Source organism: Alteraurantiacibacter aquimixticola (genome assembly GCF_004965515.1).
Lineage (GTDB): Bacteria > Pseudomonadota > Alphaproteobacteria > Sphingomonadales > Sphingomonadaceae > Alteraurantiacibacter > Alteraurantiacibacter aquimixticola.
Genome location: NZ_SSHH01000001.1, coordinates 111,835 through 129,378 on the forward strand (window position 1 = coordinate 111,835; position 17,544 = coordinate 129,378).

A 17,544-nucleotide genomic window follows, 5' to 3' on the forward strand; every position below is an offset into this window, starting at 1 on the left:
GCGAGCGGAGGTGGGGCGCACCATAGTTGCACGAACGGGGGCCTTCGCCGCCTTGGCAATTACCCTCTCCACCCCCGCTATCGCCCAGGAGCAGGGCACGGACGCCCTCCTCGACCAGCTCGATGCGCGCATCACCCGGCTCGAGGACATGAACGATATCGAGCGTGTCCAGCGCACCTATGGCTATTTCGTCGACAAGGGCCAGTGGACGCATTTGAGCGACCTCTTCACCGAGGATGCCACGCTGGAGATCGGCGGCAAGGGCATATTCGTGGGCCGCGATCGCGTGCTCGAATATATGCAGACCGCCTTCGGTCCCGATGGCGCGAATATCGGCATGATCACCAACCACATGCAGTTCCAGCCCATCGTGAACGTTTCGCCCGATGGCGAGACTGGCTGGATCCGCAGCCGTGCCTGGGTGATGGCGTCGAGCGGCTGGGGCCTGCCGCTTTACGAAGATGCCTTCGAAAAGGGCGAGGACGGCGTCTGGCGGATGAGCCGGCTGACCGGGCCCTTCACCATGTATTCGAGCTGGGCGGGCTGGGGCGAGAATGCGCTCAACAATACCTGGCCGGACAAGTTCGACCCGCCGCCGGACCTGCCGCCCAGCACGGTCTACCTGACCTATCCCGCCTACTACATCATCCCCTTCCACTATCCGAACCCGGTGACGGGAGAGGCCTTCGCGCCCGATGTCGCGACGGTTGGCGCCTATCACCGCCCGCCTGGCACGCCGGAGCAGGCGGAGAGCCTGACGGTGGGCAGGCAGGCGGACGGTACGCAACCGATCGCGCTGCCGCCGAAGGATTGACGGAGACGCGCTTTCCTACACGGCTTGTGGTGGGCTTGGCGGAAAGCAGGATTGTGAATTGAGGAACCGAGACGCGTTCGGACCGCCGGATCGCCGAAGGTTACACGCACAGGACATGGAATTAGATGCAAATTGCTGGAATTGAGATGAAATCTGCCACGGGCCGCCTCCACAAAAAGCGGCTTTTGTGTTCCATCGCATCGACTTTCGCGCTGGCGCTTGCCAGTTGCACCACCGCTGGTGGCGAGAGCGCCCCGGTCGGGGCCATTGCCGCCAGTGCGGACCCGCTCGCCAATCCGGCGGCGGGCGAATGGACCAGTGACGGGCGCGACTATACCGCGCAACGCTTCAGCCCGCTGACGCAGGTGAATGCGCAGAACGTCAGCCAGCTGGGCCTCGCCTGGTATGCCGATCTCGACACCTATCGCGGGGTGGAGGCGACGCCGCTCTATGCCGATGGCGTGCTTTACAACACGCTGAGCTGGAACATCACCACCGCCTATGACGCGAAGACGGGCGCGGTGCTGTGGACCTACGATCCCAAGACCCCGCGCGAGTTCGGCCGCTATGCCTGTTGCGAGCCGGTCAGCCGCGGCCTCGCCATGTCGGGCGACAAGGTGATCATCGCCACGCTCGATGGCCGCCTGATCGCGCTGAACAAGGATACGGGCGCGGAGCTGTGGAACACCCGCACCTTCGAACTCGACAGCGGCTATGCCTACTCCATCACCGGCGCGCCGCGCGTGTTTGGGGACAAGGTGGTGGTCGGCCAGTCTGGTGGCGACCTGGGCGTGCGCGGCTTTGCCTCCGCTTATGACGTGGAGACGGGCGAGGAGGTGTGGAAGTTCTACCTCACTCCCAATCCGGACGACATGCCCGATGGCGAGGCTTCGGACAGCGCGAACGCCATGATGCGCGCGACATGGTCGGATGAAGGCATGTGGCGGCAGCTGGGCGGCGGGGCCAATCCGTGGGACGCCATCGCCTACGATCCGGAGCTGAACCTCGTCTATGTCGGCACGGGCAATTCCGTCCCGCATGCGCGCTATTACCGCTCCAACAATGAGGGCGACAACCTGTTCGTCTGCTCAATCGTCGCGCTCGACGCCGACAGCGGCGAGTATCGCTGGCACTACCAGATGAACCCGGGCGAGGAGTGGGACTGGACCTGCACCGCCAGCATGATCAGCGCCGATCTGGAGATCGAGGGTGAGACGCGGCAGGTGCTGATGCAGGCACCGAAGAACGGCTTCTTCTACGTGCTCGACCGCGCAACGGGCGAGTTCATCAGCGCCGGTGCGCATGTGTTCCAGAACTGGAACGAGGGTTTCGATGCCAATGGCCGCCCGATCACCAGTGACGCGGTGCGTTATGACGAGACGCCCAAGCTGGTCGCACCGGGGCCGGGCGGGGCGCATAACTGGTTCCCCATGGCCTTCAGCCCGCGCACGGGGCTCGCCTACTTCCCGGCCTACCAGTCGGCCTTCGTCTATGCGTTGCAGCCGGGATGGGAGCCGCAGCCCATGCGGTCGAACAGCGGCTGGGGCGGCTATACGGGAGAGGCCGGGCGCATCCGCGGCGAGCTGATGGCGGAGGCCAATGCGGTTGAGGCTGCATGGCTCGCGGCATGGGACCCGGTGAAGCAGGAGCTCGCCTGGAAGGTCGAGCTGCCGCGCCACGGCAATGGCGGGGTCATGGTCACGGCCTCGGACCTCGTCTTCGAAGGCACCACGAAGCAGACCTTCGCTGCCTTCAACGCGCATGACGGTTCGCTGCTGTGGGAGTATCCGACGCAGAGCGCGCCGGTCGCGGGCGCGATAACCTATGAAATCGACGGCGAGCAATATATCGCGATCAATGCCGGCTGGGGCGGCGGCGCGGCGCAGATCGAGCGCGGCGCGGGCATCGAGATGCCGCGTGCGCCTGCCCGCCTGCTGGTGTTCAAGCTGGGCGGCAACCTGACGCTGCCGCCGCTGCCCGAGAACGCTGCGGCCCCGCCCGAACCGCCGCGTCTTGCCGCTTCGGAAGAGAGGGTGGCGCACGGGCAGCTGCTGTTCCAGCAGACCTGCGCGGTGTGTCACGGCCAGAACGCCATCGGCGGCGTAAAGGACCTGCGCCACATGGACCGCGACACGCATGGCAAGTTCGACCAGATCGTGCTGGAGGGCCTCTATCTCGACAAGGGCATGGCGAACTTCTCCGACATCCTCAGCCAGGAGGATGCCGATGCGATCCATGCTTATGTGATCGCCCGCGCGAACGAGGACTGGGGACGGTAGGGCGCTTCGAGGTCAGAGGCCCAGCGCCTCTGCCGCCGCGCGTAATTGCCCTTCCGCCTGCGGGTTGGCTTCCAGCGCGTGCGCGTAGGCATCGCGTGCCTGTCCGGTGCGGCCCAAGGTCTGGTAGCTGCGCATCAGCATGATCCACCCGTCGACATTGGCGGGGTCCCCTTCCAGCCGCGCGGCGAGGCGGCTGACCATGTCCTCGGCCATGTCCTGCTGCTGTCCCGGCGACATGCCGGCTGCTGCCGCCATCTGGTCCTGCGTGGGGCCGGGAATGCCGCCGGTGGCAGAGGCCGGGAGGATGTCGCGCGTCGCCATCGCCTGTTCGATACGCGGCTGCAAATCGATCTCCTCGCGCTGGCCCACCTGGCTGATCGTGCGGATGAGGTCGGTCTCCCACGGCGCGCCGGGCGGCGTATCGGCGAGCAGCGCCAACCAGTCCGCGATCGCGCCGTCATTGTCGCCCGAAAGGTCTCTCTGCACGGCGAGGAAATAGCGAGCGCGCGGATTGCCGGGATCGAGCGCGACCGAGCGGCGGAACGCTTCCAGCGCGGCGGGCGGCATGGGATCGCTCTCATCGGCATAGATGCGTGCTTCGCCAAGGGCGGACCACAGATCGGCGCTGTCGGGCGCGCGCTCCACCGCCTCTTCATAGGCTTCGGCCGCTTCGGGATACATGTTGGCGCTGAAATGGGCGAAGCCGAGCCGCTGCCACGGCACCGGATCGCCGCCCGCCTGCTCGGCCAGTTCGCGCATCTCCTCGAAGCTTTGCGGTGCGGCTTCTTCGACAGTGGAGACAGGCGCCGCATCGGCGCCCTCACTCGCCGTACCGACCAGCCGCCATGTCAGCGCTGCAGCCAGAATAGCCACCGCAATCAATGCGATGATCGCCCCTTTCGGAAAACCACTTGTCGTGCTGTTGTCCAAGATCACCCCCACCCTCGATACTTGCTAAAAAAGCACCGTCCTCAACGGTTTTCAATGCGCCTTCTTTGCGGCATAAGAATTTGCAGGGGGGACGGGAATGACATCAGGTCAAGACCGTGTGCAAGTTGCGATCGTCGGTTCTGGGCCTGCGGGTCTCAGTGCCGCGGCGCATGCCGCGCATCTGGGGATGAGCCATGTGCTCATCGAAAAGACCGACCACCTCTCCGACACGATCTTCAAATACCAGAAGGGCAAGCATGTGATGGCGACACCATCCAACCTTGTCCTGCGATCGGACCTCGATTTCGATGCCGGCAGCCGCGAGGAAATCCTCGGCATCTGGGACCGGCAGATCGCCGAGGGTAAGGTCAATGTCCGCTACAATGCGGAAGTAACCGCGATCACCGGCGACAAGGGAGCCTATGTGATCGAGGTGAAGGGTGGCGCGCCGATCCACGCCGAGAACGTCGTGCTGGCCATCGGCACGCAGGGCAATCCCAACCTCTTGCGCATTCCCGGTGCGGAGATGCCGCATATCCAGTACCAGCTGGACGATCCGGGCGAATATTTCGACGAGCATATCACCGTGATCGGTTCGGGCGATGCGGGGATCGAGAATGCGCTCGGCCTCGCCGCCGATCCGGCACAGCGCAATACCGTCACCATCCTCAATCGCCGCAACAGCTTTGCCCGCGCCAAGGGCGCCAACGTCAAGCTGCTGGAGGAAGCGGAAGCCGATGGCCGCATCTCGGTGCGCCGCGAAACCTCCCCGCAGGAAGTGCGCCCGGGAGAGCTGGTGCTCGATACGCGCGATGGTGAGGAAGTGATCCGCTGTGACCGCATCATCGCGCGCACCGGCTCCAAGCCGCCGCGCGATTTCGTCGAGGCGATCGGCGTGCAGTTCGCCAGCGAGGAGCGCGACGCCTTCCCGCAGCTGACCCCGACTTTCGAGACGACCAAGAACGGCGTGCATGTAATCGGCGCGCTGGCGGGATATCCGCTCATCAAGCACTGCATGAACCAGGGCTATGACGTGATCGAGTTCCTCAATGGGAACACCGATCTCAAGCCCGCCGACCAGCCGATTCTTGAAGAGAAGTTCGCCAAGCTTCCGGACCGGTATCCGGTCGAACACTGGCTGGACGTGATCGGCAGCAATGTCGCCATCTTCCGCGAGCTTTCGCCGCTGCAATTGCGCGAGCTGCTGCTCGATTCCACCGTGGAGGCTTTCGCGCCGGGTGAGGCGGTGTTCATCCGCAATGAGCCGGGTTCCTCCATGTTCGCCATCGCGCAGGGCTCGGTCGCGGTGGAGGTCAATCCGAACGATCCTTCGGTCACAGTGCCTATCGAGGAAGGCTCGATCTTCGGCGAGGTCGGCCTCATTTCCGGACGCCGCCGCGGCGCGACGATCCGCGCGGCCGAGCCGCTGGTGGTGGTCGAATTGTCGCGCAATGCCGCGCTGAAACTCATCGCCACCGTGCCCAGCGCCGGCAGGGTGGTGAACCAGATCAGCATCGAGCGGCAATTGCTGCAGATGTTCGGATCGGGCCTGACGCGCGAGGATGTCGCCGCGCTGGTCCAGCAGGCCGAAGTGGTGGACGTGCGCGCGGGCCAGAAGGTGATCGAGGAAGGGGCGGAGGACAGGGACATCTACGTCATCCGCCGCGGGTCGATGATCGTGGAGAAGGATATTGGCGGCAAGCCGGTCTTCCTCTCCTACCTCCCCGCCGGATCCTATTTCGGCGAAATGGCGGTGATCGACGGATCGAAGCGCACCGCCACGGTGAAGGCCGCGATCAAGAGCGAGGTCGTGCGCTTCCCGGGCGAGGCGTTCAACGCACTGCTCGATGCCAAGCCCCGCCTGCGCGAAAAGGCGCTGGAGGAAATGGCCGGCCGCCGCGAAGTCACCGCTTTCGTCGAAGCGCGCAAGGACAGCTTCGGCTCGGCGGCGGACATGTATTCGGAAACCGCGCAATTCCTCGTCGATAACGGCATTGGCGAGGCGACCGACGTGTTGCTTATTGACGAGACGCTCTGCGTCGGCTGCGACAATTGCGAGAAGGCCTGTGCCGATAGTCACGAGGGTCTAAGCCGCCTCGACCGCGAGGCTGGACGGACCTACGCCCACCTCCACGTGCCGACGTCATGCCGCCATTGCGAGCATCCGCATTGCATGGCCGATTGCCCGCCCAATGCGATCAAGCGCGGCCCCGATGGCGAGGTCTTCATCGACGACACTTGCATCGGCTGCGGCAATTGCCAGCGCAACTGCCCCTATGGCGTGATCCGCATGGATGCGGTGCCGCCCGAAAAGCCCGGCCTGCTCAGCTGGCTGCTGTTCGGCAAGGGGCCGGGACCGGGCGAGGCGAGCTATAGCTGGCGCAAGGAGCATTCGGGCGAGGGTCAGGCCAAGCTCGCGATCAAATGCGACATGTGCCTCGGCATTGATGGCGGTCCTGCCTGCGTGCGCGCCTGTCCCACAGGTGCCGCGATCCGCGTCGCGCCGGAGAAGTTCCTCTCGGTGACAAGGGAAGGGGGGCTCGACTGATGGCGACTGTCGCCGAAGACGAAAGCCCGCGCCGCGAGCGGCAGAGCGATCACGAGGGTTTCCTCGCGCATAAGCGCATGCGCTGGCTCAAGATCGCACTGCTCGCCAGCCTGGTGGCGATCCTCTCCTATGCGCTGGTCGACGTCACTCCGCGCCATAATGGCGGCAGCTGGTACGGCTATACGCTCGGCACGATCGGCGCGCTGCTGATCGTCTGGCTGGCATTGCTCGGCATCCGCAAGCGCAAGATGACCGAGGGCAAGTGGTCGCTGAAGGCCTGGACCTCGGCCCACGTCTATCTCGGCCTTTCGCTCATCGTCATCGCCACGCTGCACACCGGCTTCCAGTTCGGCTGGAACGTCCATACGCTCGCCTATGCGCTGATGATGCTGGTGATCCTGTCGGGGATATACGGCATCGCGGTCTATGCGACGCTGCCCGCGCAGCTGTCCAACAACCGGCGCGAGATGACCAAGGGGCAGATGCTCGACGCGCTCGATGCGATCGACCGCCAGCTGGAAAATGCCGCGCAGCCTTTGGGCCGGGCCGAGAGCGACCTGGTGATCGGCGCGCTGGAGCAGGATCCCTTTGCGGGCGGCATCGGCGCGCGCCTGACCGGCCGCTATCCCGATTGCCGCACGGTCGAGGCGCTTGACGCGATGGCGCATCTCGATGGCGATGCGGCCTCGGGCAAGGTCCTCTCCCTGCTTCGCAAGCGCAAGGCGCAGCTCGACCAGATCCGCCGCCACATGCGCATTCGCGCCATGCTGGAAGTGTGGCTCTATATCCATGTGCCGGTCACCATCGCGCTCATCGCCGCGCTGACCGCGCATATCGTCAGCGTCTTCTATTATTGGTGAGGGGACGCATGCAGTTTCGCCTACGCAGTATCGATGTCACCGCCGCCGGTCGAGAGATCGTGCGCGAGCGCGAGCTTGCCGCCGAGAGCATCGTCATCGGCCGCGACGCCGCCAATGCCATCCACCTGCCGGACCTGGCGGTGGAGCAGCAACATATCCGCCTTACTCCCGCGCCGGGAGGGACCCTGCGCGCCGAAGCCTTGGGATCGCTCGGTTTCACGCTCGACGGGCGCAACGTCCAGTCGGGTGCGATCGATCCGGCCAAGGGGGCGGAGATCGGTGTCGGCTCCTACCGCCTCGACTTCTCGACCGGTGAGGATGGTGCGACCGTCATCACCACCCGCCAGCGGGCGGAGGATGAGGGCGGCGGCAAGGAGCGCCTGCGCGGCTTCACCCTTGCCAGCGCGCTGCCGGGCAAAAGGACCATGGCCTGGGCCGGCTCCATCGTCATCCTCCTCGCCTTCCTCGCCATCCCGATCTTTTCCCACCTCACGCGTGAGCAGGTGGAACCGCAGCTGACCGGCGAAGGCGTGGTGCTGATGGATGCGAGCTGGAGCACCGGCGCGCTCTCCTCGGTCCACCATGGCCTCGAGAACAATTGCGAGGCCTGCCATGTCGAGCCTTTCGTGGCGGTGCGCGACCAGACATGCCTGACCTGTCACGAGGGCATTGCCGACCACGCGCTGGCGGATCGCATGTCCACCGGCCGGCCGCAGGCCGAGGGCGGCGAGGCGCTGCTGTGGAGCGTCGCCCATGCCTTCAACAAGCCCGGCCCCGGCGCTTGCACCGACTGCCATACCGAGCATGAAGGCGCGGGGCGGATGGAGCCGACTAGGCAGCAATTCTGCGCCGATTGTCACGACACGCTGGATTCGCGGCTGTCCTACACGACGCTGGGCAATGCAGCCGATTTCGGCGAGGCGCATCCGGAGTTCAAGGTGGCGGTGCTGGCCGAACAGGGCGCGAGCGAACGACGCCGCCTCTCGCTTGCCTCGCATCCGAAGGACTGGAACGGGCTGCGCTTCCCGCACGATATCCACCTCGATCCCACCAGCGGCGTGACGCAGATGGCGCGGCGGCTGGGCGCGGATGCCGGCTATGGCGACGGGCTCGAATGCGCCAGCTGCCATACGCCCACCGCCGATGGCGTGCGCTTCCTGCCGGTGGACATGGAGACCAATTGCGAGACCTGCCACAGCCTCGTCTATGACCGCGTCGGATCGACCTTCCGCACGCTGCGCCATGGCGACGTGGCGCAGGTGGAGGCGGACCTGCTCGCCGCCGATCGCAGCCCGCGCCGCCCGGTAATGACCGGCAGGCGACGACCGGGCGACTATGCCGAAGGCGGCATCTATTACGGCAATTTCAGCCGCGTCGCCCCTTCGGTCCTGCGCGCCAGCGCGATGGATAGCGATGGGCTGTGCGGCGAGTGCCACCTTCCCGGCGATGCCGCCACGGGCGTGCTCTCGGTCGCGCCGGTCAGGCAGCACGCGCGCTTCATGATGAATGGCTGGTTCGACCATGATGCGCACACGCAGGAGGACTGCGCGACCTGCCACGCGGCGGATACGTCCAACGCGGCGAGCGACCTGTTGCTGCCCGATCTCGCCTCCTGCCGCGATTGCCATGAGGGCGAGGCTGCGCTCAGCGCCGAAGTCCCTTCAAGCTGCGCCATGTGCCATTCCTATCACCCGCGCGAAGGGGCCGCCGCTGCTCCGCCACGCATTGCGGGCCTGTCCGGCGCAAGGATCAAGCCATGATCATCGCGCAGCTGACCGATATCCATATCGGCTTCGAGCCGGAGGCGCGGCCAGAGGAACTGAACGGCCAGCGCTTCCGCGCCACGCTCGATCGGCTGCTGAAACAGCCCAACACGCCCGACATGCTGATCTGTTCGGGCGACATCACCGATCGCGGCGATGAGGAGAGCTTCCGCAAGACGGCCGAGCTGCTGGCCGAATGCCCCTTCCCGGTGCACATGATGGTGGGCAATCATGACTGCCGTGAAGGGCTGCTGGCGGCCTTTCCCGATACGCTGCGCGGCGAGGATGGCTTCATCCATTCCGCCGTCGAGCATCAGGGACTGCTGGTTGTGCAGCTCGATACGCTGGAACCGGGCCGCCATGGCGGGGCCTTCTGCACCGGGCGCCGCGACTGGCTGCGCGCGCAGCTGGAAGCGCATCGGGATACGCCCACGGTGATCTTCATGCACCACCCGCCGGTCGTCTCCGGCATCAAATGGATGGACCCGCGCGCGGACGAGCAATGGATACTCAACCTGGCCGCCGCGCTCGAGGGGATGAGCCAGGTGCAGGCGATCCATTGCGGGCATCTCCACCGCCAGATCGTCACCGACTTCTGCGGTATTCCCTTGAGCGTCACGCCCTCGGTCGCGCCGCTGGTGGCGATGGACATGCGCCCGATCTCACCGGACAAGCCCGACGGCCGCCCGCTCATCACCACCGAACCGCCGCGCTATGCGCTGCACCATTGGGACGGCGAACGGCTCGTCTCGCACTACGAGACCGTCAGCGACTGGGAGGTGCTCGCCTTCTACGGCCCGCACCTCCAGCCGATGATCCGCGATATGGAGCGGGAGAAGGGGTAGGGTTAGCCGTACGGCCTCCTCCCAGCACTTCGCCCGGAAGATGCCGTAATAGGCCTATTCGTCTACCTTTGTGGTATCCGTCTTCGCATATTCCTGGAGGGCTTCGATGCTCTCGGGAAGTTTCACGCCGCGAATGACAAAGTTCTTCGTCTTCCCGCGTTCATGCTCCCCCGCGATCGGACGGGGAGCGCCCGCGCCGATCAACTGCACCGTATCCAGACCATAGGTGCGCAGAGACATTTCAACCTGCAGCGGATAAAACGCCCGTTCCATGGCAACGCCGTAATTGGGGTGGATCGGAGGGATGCCGGGACGATGCGGGCGTTCGATGAAAACACCTTCATCCAGCGCACGCCGGACGGTTTCGATCAAACGGTCCCCATGGAGGCCAGCCGTATTGTGGGCGTAATACTCCAGCTTCTCCTGGTCCAGTTTACGTTCCTTGAAGGCCCGACGAAGGGTGACGAAGCGCTTTTTCTCGTAGTTCGATTCCCCGAACTCTTTGGAATGGCCACCATCCCACAAAGAGTACCAGTCAATAAGGTCCATCCGCGTCTTCAGGTGGGAGTAGTTATTCCCGTCTGAAATGACTATTTCCCCTCCTTCTTTCAATACGCGAGAGCACTCGGAATAAAAATTCTCTACAAGGCTGGGGTTGATATGGCTGATAACCTCATTAACAAGAATAAAATCAACGGAATTCGATTCGATGTCCAGATAGCAATCATCAGATTTAAAGTAGGTGCTATTGTACTTCTCGCCAATGAACTTGGCTCCATCGCTCAAATATTCATCGTCCACATCAACGCTGATGACGTTCTTCGCGCCGCGCTCCATCAAGATCGGGGTCAAGTGACCGAACTTGCATCCGTAATCGAGGAATGTGCCGCCAGTAACTGGCCGGGAAAAAAGGCGAAGCCTGAGAAGAATTCTCTCCCACATACCATCCTTGTATCGTTCGGACATGCGCTCGAATTTGCGTCCAGCTTCACGATCAATAGCGTCCTGATAAATTTCATTATATGCTTTTGCCAGAGATTCACGGCTTTCATCGGAAATATCACTATGGAGCGTCATGTAATTCCTTCTCCTTCTGGTCCGCATTTCTAAAGCTGGGGGCGGTAACGTTTAATGCTGGATGGAGGTTACTCTCGGATCCAGGATAACAGGTGCCGAATTTCTATGAAGAATCCAATCCGGATTTCTAATCCATTGAAGACGCCTGAAAATTTTTGGACGCCATAAAGCGCTCGACGGGGACGGTCTAGTTGGGAGCGGCGACGAATGTCAAACATCGAACTGCGACCGTGCGTCTGGCTGTGGAAAGCGCGTTCGCCGTATCGGGAATGCCACCAATCGGGCCGCTAGTGCCCGTCAAGCTACTTGCTCACCGCCCTGCCAGGACTGGCCCCCGACCCGGTACCCACGCCGCCATGTCCACCGCGTCGCTCACCCGCCATGGCACTCCGGCATCGGTGAGAAACAGCTCGTCCATCTCGGCGCGGGTGAAGGGCCGGGAGCCGAGGCGGCCGAAAATGGCGATCTGGCCGCCCGTTTCGTCCACGGCGCGATCGCGGTCGAGGCCCTTGGACATGGATAAGGCGGGCGAGGGCGTTTTCGCCCAGGCGATCAGCTCGGGCATCGGCGCAGGGCTGAAGCCGTAGAAATTGCGCTGGCTGTCCGGGCTGGTCAGCTGGAGCACTTTCACCCCGTTCACCCCGTCCGCGACATAGGCGAAGAGCGAGGCATTGGTGGAGCCGACCACCACGTCCTCCACATCGGTCATGGTGCCGCCCAAGGTCTCGCGGGCGTAGACTTGCGGCGCGAGCGGGCGGGTCACGTCCACGATCACCAGCCCCTCCTGCTTGCCCGCGACATAGGCATAGGTGCGGGCGACATAGATGCGGCGGGCGTCCTGCATCGGCACCGTCCCCTCTGGGCGCAGAACGGGGTTGCGCAGTTTGGTGACGTCGAACAGCTTCAGCCCCTCGGCATCGCTGACCCAAAGGTAGCGGAACTGGATCGCTGAGGCGCGGGCATCAGCCATCTCGCGCACGGCGGAGACTTGCGGGCTTTCGGGATTGGAGAGGTCCACCACCACCAGGCCCACATCGGCGGTGATATAGGCCACCTCGCCCGCCAGCGTGATGTGGCGCGCACCGGCGAGTACATTGTCCGGGTTCCACGCATCGCTGCCATCGGTGAAGGTCAGCCGGTCGATATCGTTATTGCGCAGCTCGCCATCGGCGAAGGTGTCGACATTGACGAGGAGCAGGCCCTCCTCCGCGTCGGTGACCACCGCATAGTGGTAGATCGGCAGGAAGGCCTGCTCCTGGTTCATTTCGCGCATTTCGGCGGTGTTGCGCGTGGGCGCGATCGCCTGGTTGGTGGGCAGCGCCATGCAGGTGGCATTCTCGCTGCCGACATGGGCGTCATGGCCGAGGGGCGAGAAGGGCGCGGTGATGATCCGCTCCGAGAAGCCTTTGTTGGCGATGCTGGCAATGTCATAGACGCGGAAGCCGCCCTTGCCTTCCGCCACGAACATGTATTCGCCGCGCATCTGCAGGCAGCGCACGGCATCGGGCGTGCCTTCCACGACATTGGCGAATTGCTCCAGCGCCTTGGTCTCGCCCGACACGTCGCCATCGAAGACCTCGCCGCGGGTCCAGTCCTTCAGCTCGCGATCATTGTCCTCCACATGCATGCGCCAATAATCGGGATAGGCATAGCGATGGAGGTAGGAGCCGAGCACCGCCTGCGGCTCGTCCCATTCGGTGACGCGGGTGGCCTGGAAACCAGCCTCCAGACCCGTCCATGCGTTCATCCCCACGAAGTTCACGTAATTGGTGCCGAGCAGCAGCAGCTGCGCCATGATCGCGTTGTTGTCCTCTGCTTCGGAGAGGTGGCAGTCCGAGCAGGTTTTGGTCTCGGTCAGCCGAACCGTATGCGGGAAATGCGGCGCGAAGGCCTGGCTGGAAAAGCCCGCCGAGCTGATCGGCGGCTGCTGGATATAGATCCGCTCCCGATTGATATTCGTGGAGGAGAGCACCAGCGCGCTGGAGGAGCGGACGGGCGCGACCTCGTTGCCCTTGGTGGTCTGGTGTACGCCCAGCTGGAACATCTGGTCGCGCGCCACCTGCGGATTGTAGGTGGCGAAGTTGCGCGTGGTCTCCCCGTCATAACGATGCACCTCGCTCTGCCAGTTCGCCTCGATCGGCAGGTGGCAGCCGCCGCAGCTGGTGGTCCAGCTGAGGTGGCAGGTGAAGCAGGCCATGTCGTCATCGCCATGCGCGCGGTTTTCCGGAGCGATTCCGGGGCCAAACTCAAAGTTGCCCGTTTCCGCGCCATCGCGGCTCATCAGCTTGGCGCGGGCCGACTTGCCGTTGAAGTTGGGGCTGGCGGGATCGACGCTATCCCTGACGAGACTGACTTCCCATTCAAGCTCGGGATCGACGATGCTGCGCTGGATCAGCTTGCGGCGTCCACCTTCTTCATCCACCCATTCGAAGCGGCGGCGGCCGTCCGGGTTGCGGATAACGGCAAGGTTGTGCCCGTCGGGCGGGGCGGCGGGGCCGGAGGTGCGCAAGGTCGGATATTCGTCCGCCGTGCCGTGGCAATCCTTGCAGCCGATCTCGATCGCATTGGCGACTTCGCCATAGATCAGGCCGTTGCCATGCGCGTCCTGCGAGAAGTGGCAATCGGCGCATTGCATGCCGACCTCGGCATGGATGCTCATCATGTGCACAGCCTTGCCGGGATTGGTGCCGGGCTCGACGAATTCGCCTTCGCCCTCGCGTCGCCAGATTTCCGGATCGTCGGGGTCGAGGATATTTCCGTCGGCGTCGAGGAGATTTCCCTCGCGGTCGCGCTTGAAGATCGCGCGGAAGTTCCAGCCATGGCCGTGATAGTCGCCGAACTGCGTGTCTTTCAGCTCCGGGTTGAGCGAATAGACTTCGCGCAGGAAATCGACATCGGCCCACAGCCCGCGCGGGGCGGCGCCTTCGGGATTGCGGTCCAGCACCGCGCGCACTTCCTCCGCCGTGGGATATTGCTGCGTGAGGTAGGTGGCCGCGTAATCCTCGTCGCTCATGCCTTCGGGGCGCGGGGTGCGGTTTTCCGGGCCGGGCCACATGAAGGGTGCGTCGGATTCGTAATCCCACATGGTGTAGCCGAGGAAGGAATTCAGGAAGATGTTCGGCTGGTGCATGTGGCAGTTCATGCACTGGCTGGTCGGGATGGCGCGGGTGAAGACGTGCTGCAGCGGGTGGCCCTGCTCGCGGTTGGGATCGAATGTGCCGCCCCCGTTTTCGCCGTGATCCTCTGCGTGATCGTCGGCGTGGTCGCCATGGTCCGGCTGGATCAACGCGCCATGCCCGTCATCATGTCCGTCTCCATGATCCTCCTGCATCTGCCGGTTGATCGTCGGATCGCGGGTGACCGTCTGTCCGTCGCGGCCGAATTGCGAGTAGATCAGCGAATGGCGCGGCTCGCGGTCGTTTGCATAGACCACGTGGCAGGAGGCGCAGCCCGAATGGCGATAATCGCCCGGCTGGTCGTTCGTGCCCATGAACCAGGTGAAGGGATCGTTGAGGCGCGTCTTGTGAATGTTGAGGACCGGGATCGCGGCGCGCAGGCCGGTGGCGGGGCCGCGGTTGGACTGGCGCAAATCGGGCCGCCCGGGCTCCTCAAGACGCTGGATCAGGCCGGTGGGGTTGGGGATGCCGATCTCCGGGAACTGGCTGGCGATATTGCGCCCGCCGCGTTCGAACACGCGGAACACGTCGCCCGGCGGCACCACCTGCCAGGTCGGCAGCGGATAGAGTGTGCCCAAGGCGCCGCGTGCGGCCTGCGCCTCGCTCACCGTGCCCGGAGGCGCGCCGGGGCTGAGCACCTGCGCCGCCACGCCATCGCGCGTATAGGCCTCTCCCAGCACGTAATTCTTGTAGGGCAGGATGCCGTTATTATAGGCCGCGCCGCCCCACAGCATCGCGCCCGACGCCATCAGCGAGCGCTCGTTGGCCTCCACCAGGTCGAGATGGCACGCCCCGCAAGCCTCGCGCGCGACGCGGTAATCGGACGGGTTCACGAAGCGGACGAATTCGGGGCTCTCGCGGTTGAGCAGCGAGTAGGAGCGCTCGGGGTTCGCCGAACTCGGGAAATGCCAGCTTTCGGGCAGCGTCGGCAGCACATGCGCCGCATAGCGCGCGGCGACATAGTCCGGATGGCTGAAGCTGAGTTCCGGATTGCCGCGCACTTCGGCATTCCCGCCATGGCAATCGACGCAGCCGATCCGCACCGCATCGCTCAAATGCATGGTCGGCGCGTCGGTTTCGACATGGCAGGAGAGGCAGCCGTCGGACTTCGCCATCATCTCCGCCAGAGACTGGTTCTGCGGCGCGGGCGCGGCGCGCACCAGCGAGTAGTCGCGCTCCACCGGCGTCTCGCTCTCGCCCGCGGCCTGCGTCTGCGGGCCGACCACCATCGCGGCGGCGGCGAAGGCCAGGCTGGCGGCAAGGGCAAGGTGGCGTTTGAGCATCATCAGTAGCTCACCGTCACATTGGCGAGGACCGAGTAATAGGTCGTATTGCCGTCCAGATTGTCGAACAGGTCGCGAAAGCCGTCACCCGACACCAGCGCGGCGCCGGACAGGCGGGCGACGATGTTCTGCGTCGCCAGCGGACGCCAGATGGCGGAGGCGGAGAGGTCGTAGCCGATCTCCTGCGGGATCGATCCTTCGACGCGAAGGGTCTCCAGCGTAGCCGTATCCTCGAACCACAAATGGTTGGCATTGGCCGAAACGCGCAGTTCCGGCGTCAGGTCGAAATCGGCGCCCACGCCGGCAAGGATCAGGCCGGGATTGTTGAAATTGGACTGCCCCTGTTCCTTGGAACTGCGCAGCGAATTGAGGATGCCGTTGCGGCCATTGACGCTGATCGCGCGCCCGCCGCCGGCAAAGGGAATGGTCTGGCGGATCCAGTAGGAGGTGTCCGCACCGGCGAAGACGGGGTTTTCGAAAATCGCGTCGAAGCCGCTTTCGGTATCGTCGAAAGGATCGCCATCGCCGCTCGCCCATGCGCCCGACAGGCGGAAGCGCGCCCAGTCGCGGTCATAGGACAGCTCGATCGCGCCGAATTGCGCGTTGATATCCGCCTCGCGGTCGGTGAAGAAGCTGTTGCGATCCTCGCCCAAGGCCCAATAGGCGCTGGCGGTCAGGTTGATCCGCCCGATCCGCCCGTCGGCGTTATATCCCAGATAGACCACGTCGTAATCGCGCCCGCGCAGCGTGCCGAGCAGGGCCGGGCGCACCGGGAAGCCGTTATCGTCGATCTGCACCTCGTCGCCTTCGCGATTGCGGTTGTAGACGACGGTGAACTGGCTGGTCAGCGCCGGGATCAGGAAGTCCTGGCGATAGACATTGGCGAGGAAGACGAAATCGTCGCGCGGGCGCTGCAGCACCGCGTTGAGGCCCGAATTGGTATCCTTCTCCAGCCGCCAGAAAGCGCCGAGGTTGTACTGGAAACGGTTGTTGTCGCGCGTCCCGAACAGGCGGAAGCCCAGCTGGTTGTCATTGAACAGGAAGCCGCGGAAATCCGCCTGCATGGGCTGGATGCCGATGCGGAAACTGTCGAAGTCATAGCGCTTCGAAGTGTTGCGGATGTGGTAGTCGAAGAAGGCCTCCTGCACGCCCAGGAAATGGTCGGTGCGGTGGCTCGGCTTCGTCGGTTCGACATGGAGCACGCGGCGTTCGGGCACGTCGACATGGTTCACGTTGAAGGCCAGCGTCACGCGGTATTCGACGTCCGGCGGCTTGTAGGCGGTGGAGCCCTTCAGCAGCGCGAAACCGGCGATGAAGGTCTGCGAAAAGACGGCGGAATAGTCATTGCCGAAGACATCCAGCCGGTCCGGGTCCTCGGTCGTCTGCACGCCCACGGGAATGGGGAAAGTGCGCGGCTCCAGCACCGTGTCGCTGATGGCGTTGACGATGAAGAACCAGTCATTGCCTTCAAGGCCGAGGAAGCGCGGCGTGAAGCAGCGCGCACTGCCATAGGGCGCCTCGACCCCGGCAGCCTCCGCCTCCTCGCGAGCGCGGGCGCGGCGTTCGCGATCCTCGTCGCTATTGGTGCAGATCGGGCGGTCGCCCTTGTAGGTGTTCTGGTTGTAGGGATCGAGCGGATCCTCGATCACCAGCCCCAGGTTCTGGATCAGGCGCCAGCGGTCGGGGATCGGCACCTGGTCGACCGGGAAGGCTTGCGGCGGAGGAGCACGCACCGCGCCGGGATTGTCCTGCGTCACCGCATCGGGCAGCGGCGCGACATAGCCGGGGCGGGTGCGGCCTTCGATGATATCGGGCTCGACCGGCGTGGGCGCGGGCGGCTCTACCAGCGTGCCGAGCCCGCTTTCGGGCGCGACGCCTTCATATTGCGGGGCGCTCTCCTCCGCCTCCTCGACCTGCTGCACTTCCTCTTCGGGCGCAGGGTCCTGCTGCTGCGCGGCGGCAACCTGGG

10 protein-coding genes are annotated in these 17,544 nt (G+C 64.5%); 6 read left to right on the top strand and 4 right to left on the bottom strand.

Annotated elements, in window-relative coordinates; translation table 11 throughout:
* Positions 1–52: 52 nt before the first annotated feature.
* Together E5222_RS00430 and E5222_RS00435 are read left to right on the top strand one after the other, a co-directional pair.
* The gene (locus E5222_RS00430; RefSeq protein ID WP_169053431.1) at positions 53–814 is read left to right on the top strand and encodes a nuclear transport factor 2 family protein; all 762 of its coding nucleotides are present in this window, start codon (positions 53–55) and stop codon (positions 812–814) included.
* 146 nt (positions 815–960) lie between these two features.
* Complete coding sequence (locus E5222_RS00435) at positions 961–3,093, top strand: PQQ-dependent dehydrogenase, methanol/ethanol family (RefSeq protein ID WP_136691508.1); 2,133 nt, start codon at positions 961–963, stop codon at positions 3,091–3,093.
* 12 nt (positions 3,094–3,105) lie between these two features.
* Here E5222_RS00435 and E5222_RS00440 read toward each other — a convergent pair whose 3' ends face one another.
* Positions 3,106–3,966, bottom strand: a complete 861-nt coding sequence (locus E5222_RS00440; protein ID WP_136691509.1) for a tetratricopeptide repeat protein — start codon at positions 3,964–3,966, stop codon at positions 3,106–3,108.
* Between the two features lie 154 nt (positions 3,967–4,120).
* On the opposite strand from E5222_RS00440, the gene E5222_RS00445 reads away from it, so the two are divergent.
* Genes E5222_RS00445 through E5222_RS00460 form a run of 4 tightly spaced genes read left to right on the top strand, consistent with a single transcriptional unit; the run spans position 4,121 to position 10,039 of the window.
* Positions 4,121–6,571, top strand: coding sequence for an NAD(P)-binding domain-containing protein (locus tag E5222_RS00445; protein WP_136691510.1), 2,451 nt, complete (start codon positions 4,121–4,123; stop codon positions 6,569–6,571).
* Positions 6,571–7,431, top strand: coding sequence for a hypothetical protein (locus tag E5222_RS00450; protein WP_136691511.1), 861 nt, complete (start codon positions 6,571–6,573; stop codon positions 7,429–7,431). Before E5222_RS00445 ends, E5222_RS00450 begins: the two co-directional genes overlap by 1 nt.
* A gap of 8 nt (positions 7,432–7,439) precedes the next feature.
* Positions 7,440–9,191 carry a cytochrome c3 family protein gene (locus tag E5222_RS00455; protein WP_136691512.1) on the top strand — a complete coding sequence of 584 codons (1,752 nt, stop codon included), beginning with the start codon at positions 7,440–7,442 and terminating at the stop codon, positions 9,189–9,191.
* Positions 9,188–10,039 (top strand): phosphodiesterase, encoded by an 852-nt coding sequence (locus tag E5222_RS00460; protein WP_136691513.1) that lies wholly within the window; start codon positions 9,188–9,190, stop codon positions 10,037–10,039. The genes E5222_RS00455 and E5222_RS00460 overlap by 4 nt, the downstream gene beginning before the upstream one ends.
* A 54-nt stretch (positions 10,040–10,093) precedes the next feature.
* On the opposite strand, the gene E5222_RS00465 is transcribed toward E5222_RS00460, so the two are convergent.
* The 3 genes from E5222_RS00465 to E5222_RS00475 all read right to left on the bottom strand — a co-directional run bounded on the left by E5222_RS00465 (position 10,094) and on the right by E5222_RS00475 (position 17,422).
* Positions 10,094–11,116 carry a class I SAM-dependent methyltransferase gene (locus tag E5222_RS00465; RefSeq protein ID WP_169053432.1) on the bottom strand — a complete coding sequence of 341 codons (1,023 nt, stop codon included), beginning with the start codon at positions 11,114–11,116 and terminating at the stop codon, positions 10,094–10,096.
* 310 nt (positions 11,117–11,426) lie between these two features.
* Complete coding sequence (locus tag E5222_RS00470) at positions 11,427–15,575, bottom strand: LVIVD repeat-containing protein (RefSeq protein WP_425456236.1); 4,149 nt, start codon at positions 15,573–15,575, stop codon at positions 11,427–11,429.
* 2 nt (positions 15,576–15,577) lie between these two features.
* Positions 15,578–17,422, bottom strand: a complete 1,845-nt coding sequence (locus E5222_RS00475; protein WP_246021560.1) for a hypothetical protein — start codon at positions 17,420–17,422, stop codon at positions 15,578–15,580.
* Positions 17,423–17,544: the final 122 nt, after the last annotated feature.

Coding starts and splice junctions, on each gene's coding strand:
- E5222_RS00435 (WP_136691508.1), top strand. CDS start 961: ATGAAATCTGCCACGGGCCGCCTCCACAAAAAGCGGCTTTTGTGTTCC.
- E5222_RS00445 (WP_136691510.1), top strand. CDS start 4,121: ATGACATCAGGTCAAGACCGTGTGCAAGTTGCGATCGTCGGTTCTGGG.
- E5222_RS00450 (WP_136691511.1), top strand. CDS start 6,571: ATGGCGACTGTCGCCGAAGACGAAAGCCCGCGCCGCGAGCGGCAGAGC.
- E5222_RS00455 (WP_136691512.1), top strand. CDS start 7,440: ATGCAGTTTCGCCTACGCAGTATCGATGTCACCGCCGCCGGTCGAGAG.
- E5222_RS00460 (WP_136691513.1), top strand. CDS start 9,188: ATGATCATCGCGCAGCTGACCGATATCCATATCGGCTTCGAGCCGGAG.
- E5222_RS00465 (WP_169053432.1), bottom strand. CDS start 11,116: ATGACGCTCCATAGTGATATTTCCGATGAAAGCCGTGAATCTCTGGCA.
- E5222_RS00470 (WP_425456236.1), bottom strand. CDS start 15,575: ATGCTCAAACGCCACCTTGCCCTTGCCGCCAGCCTGGCCTTCGCCGCC.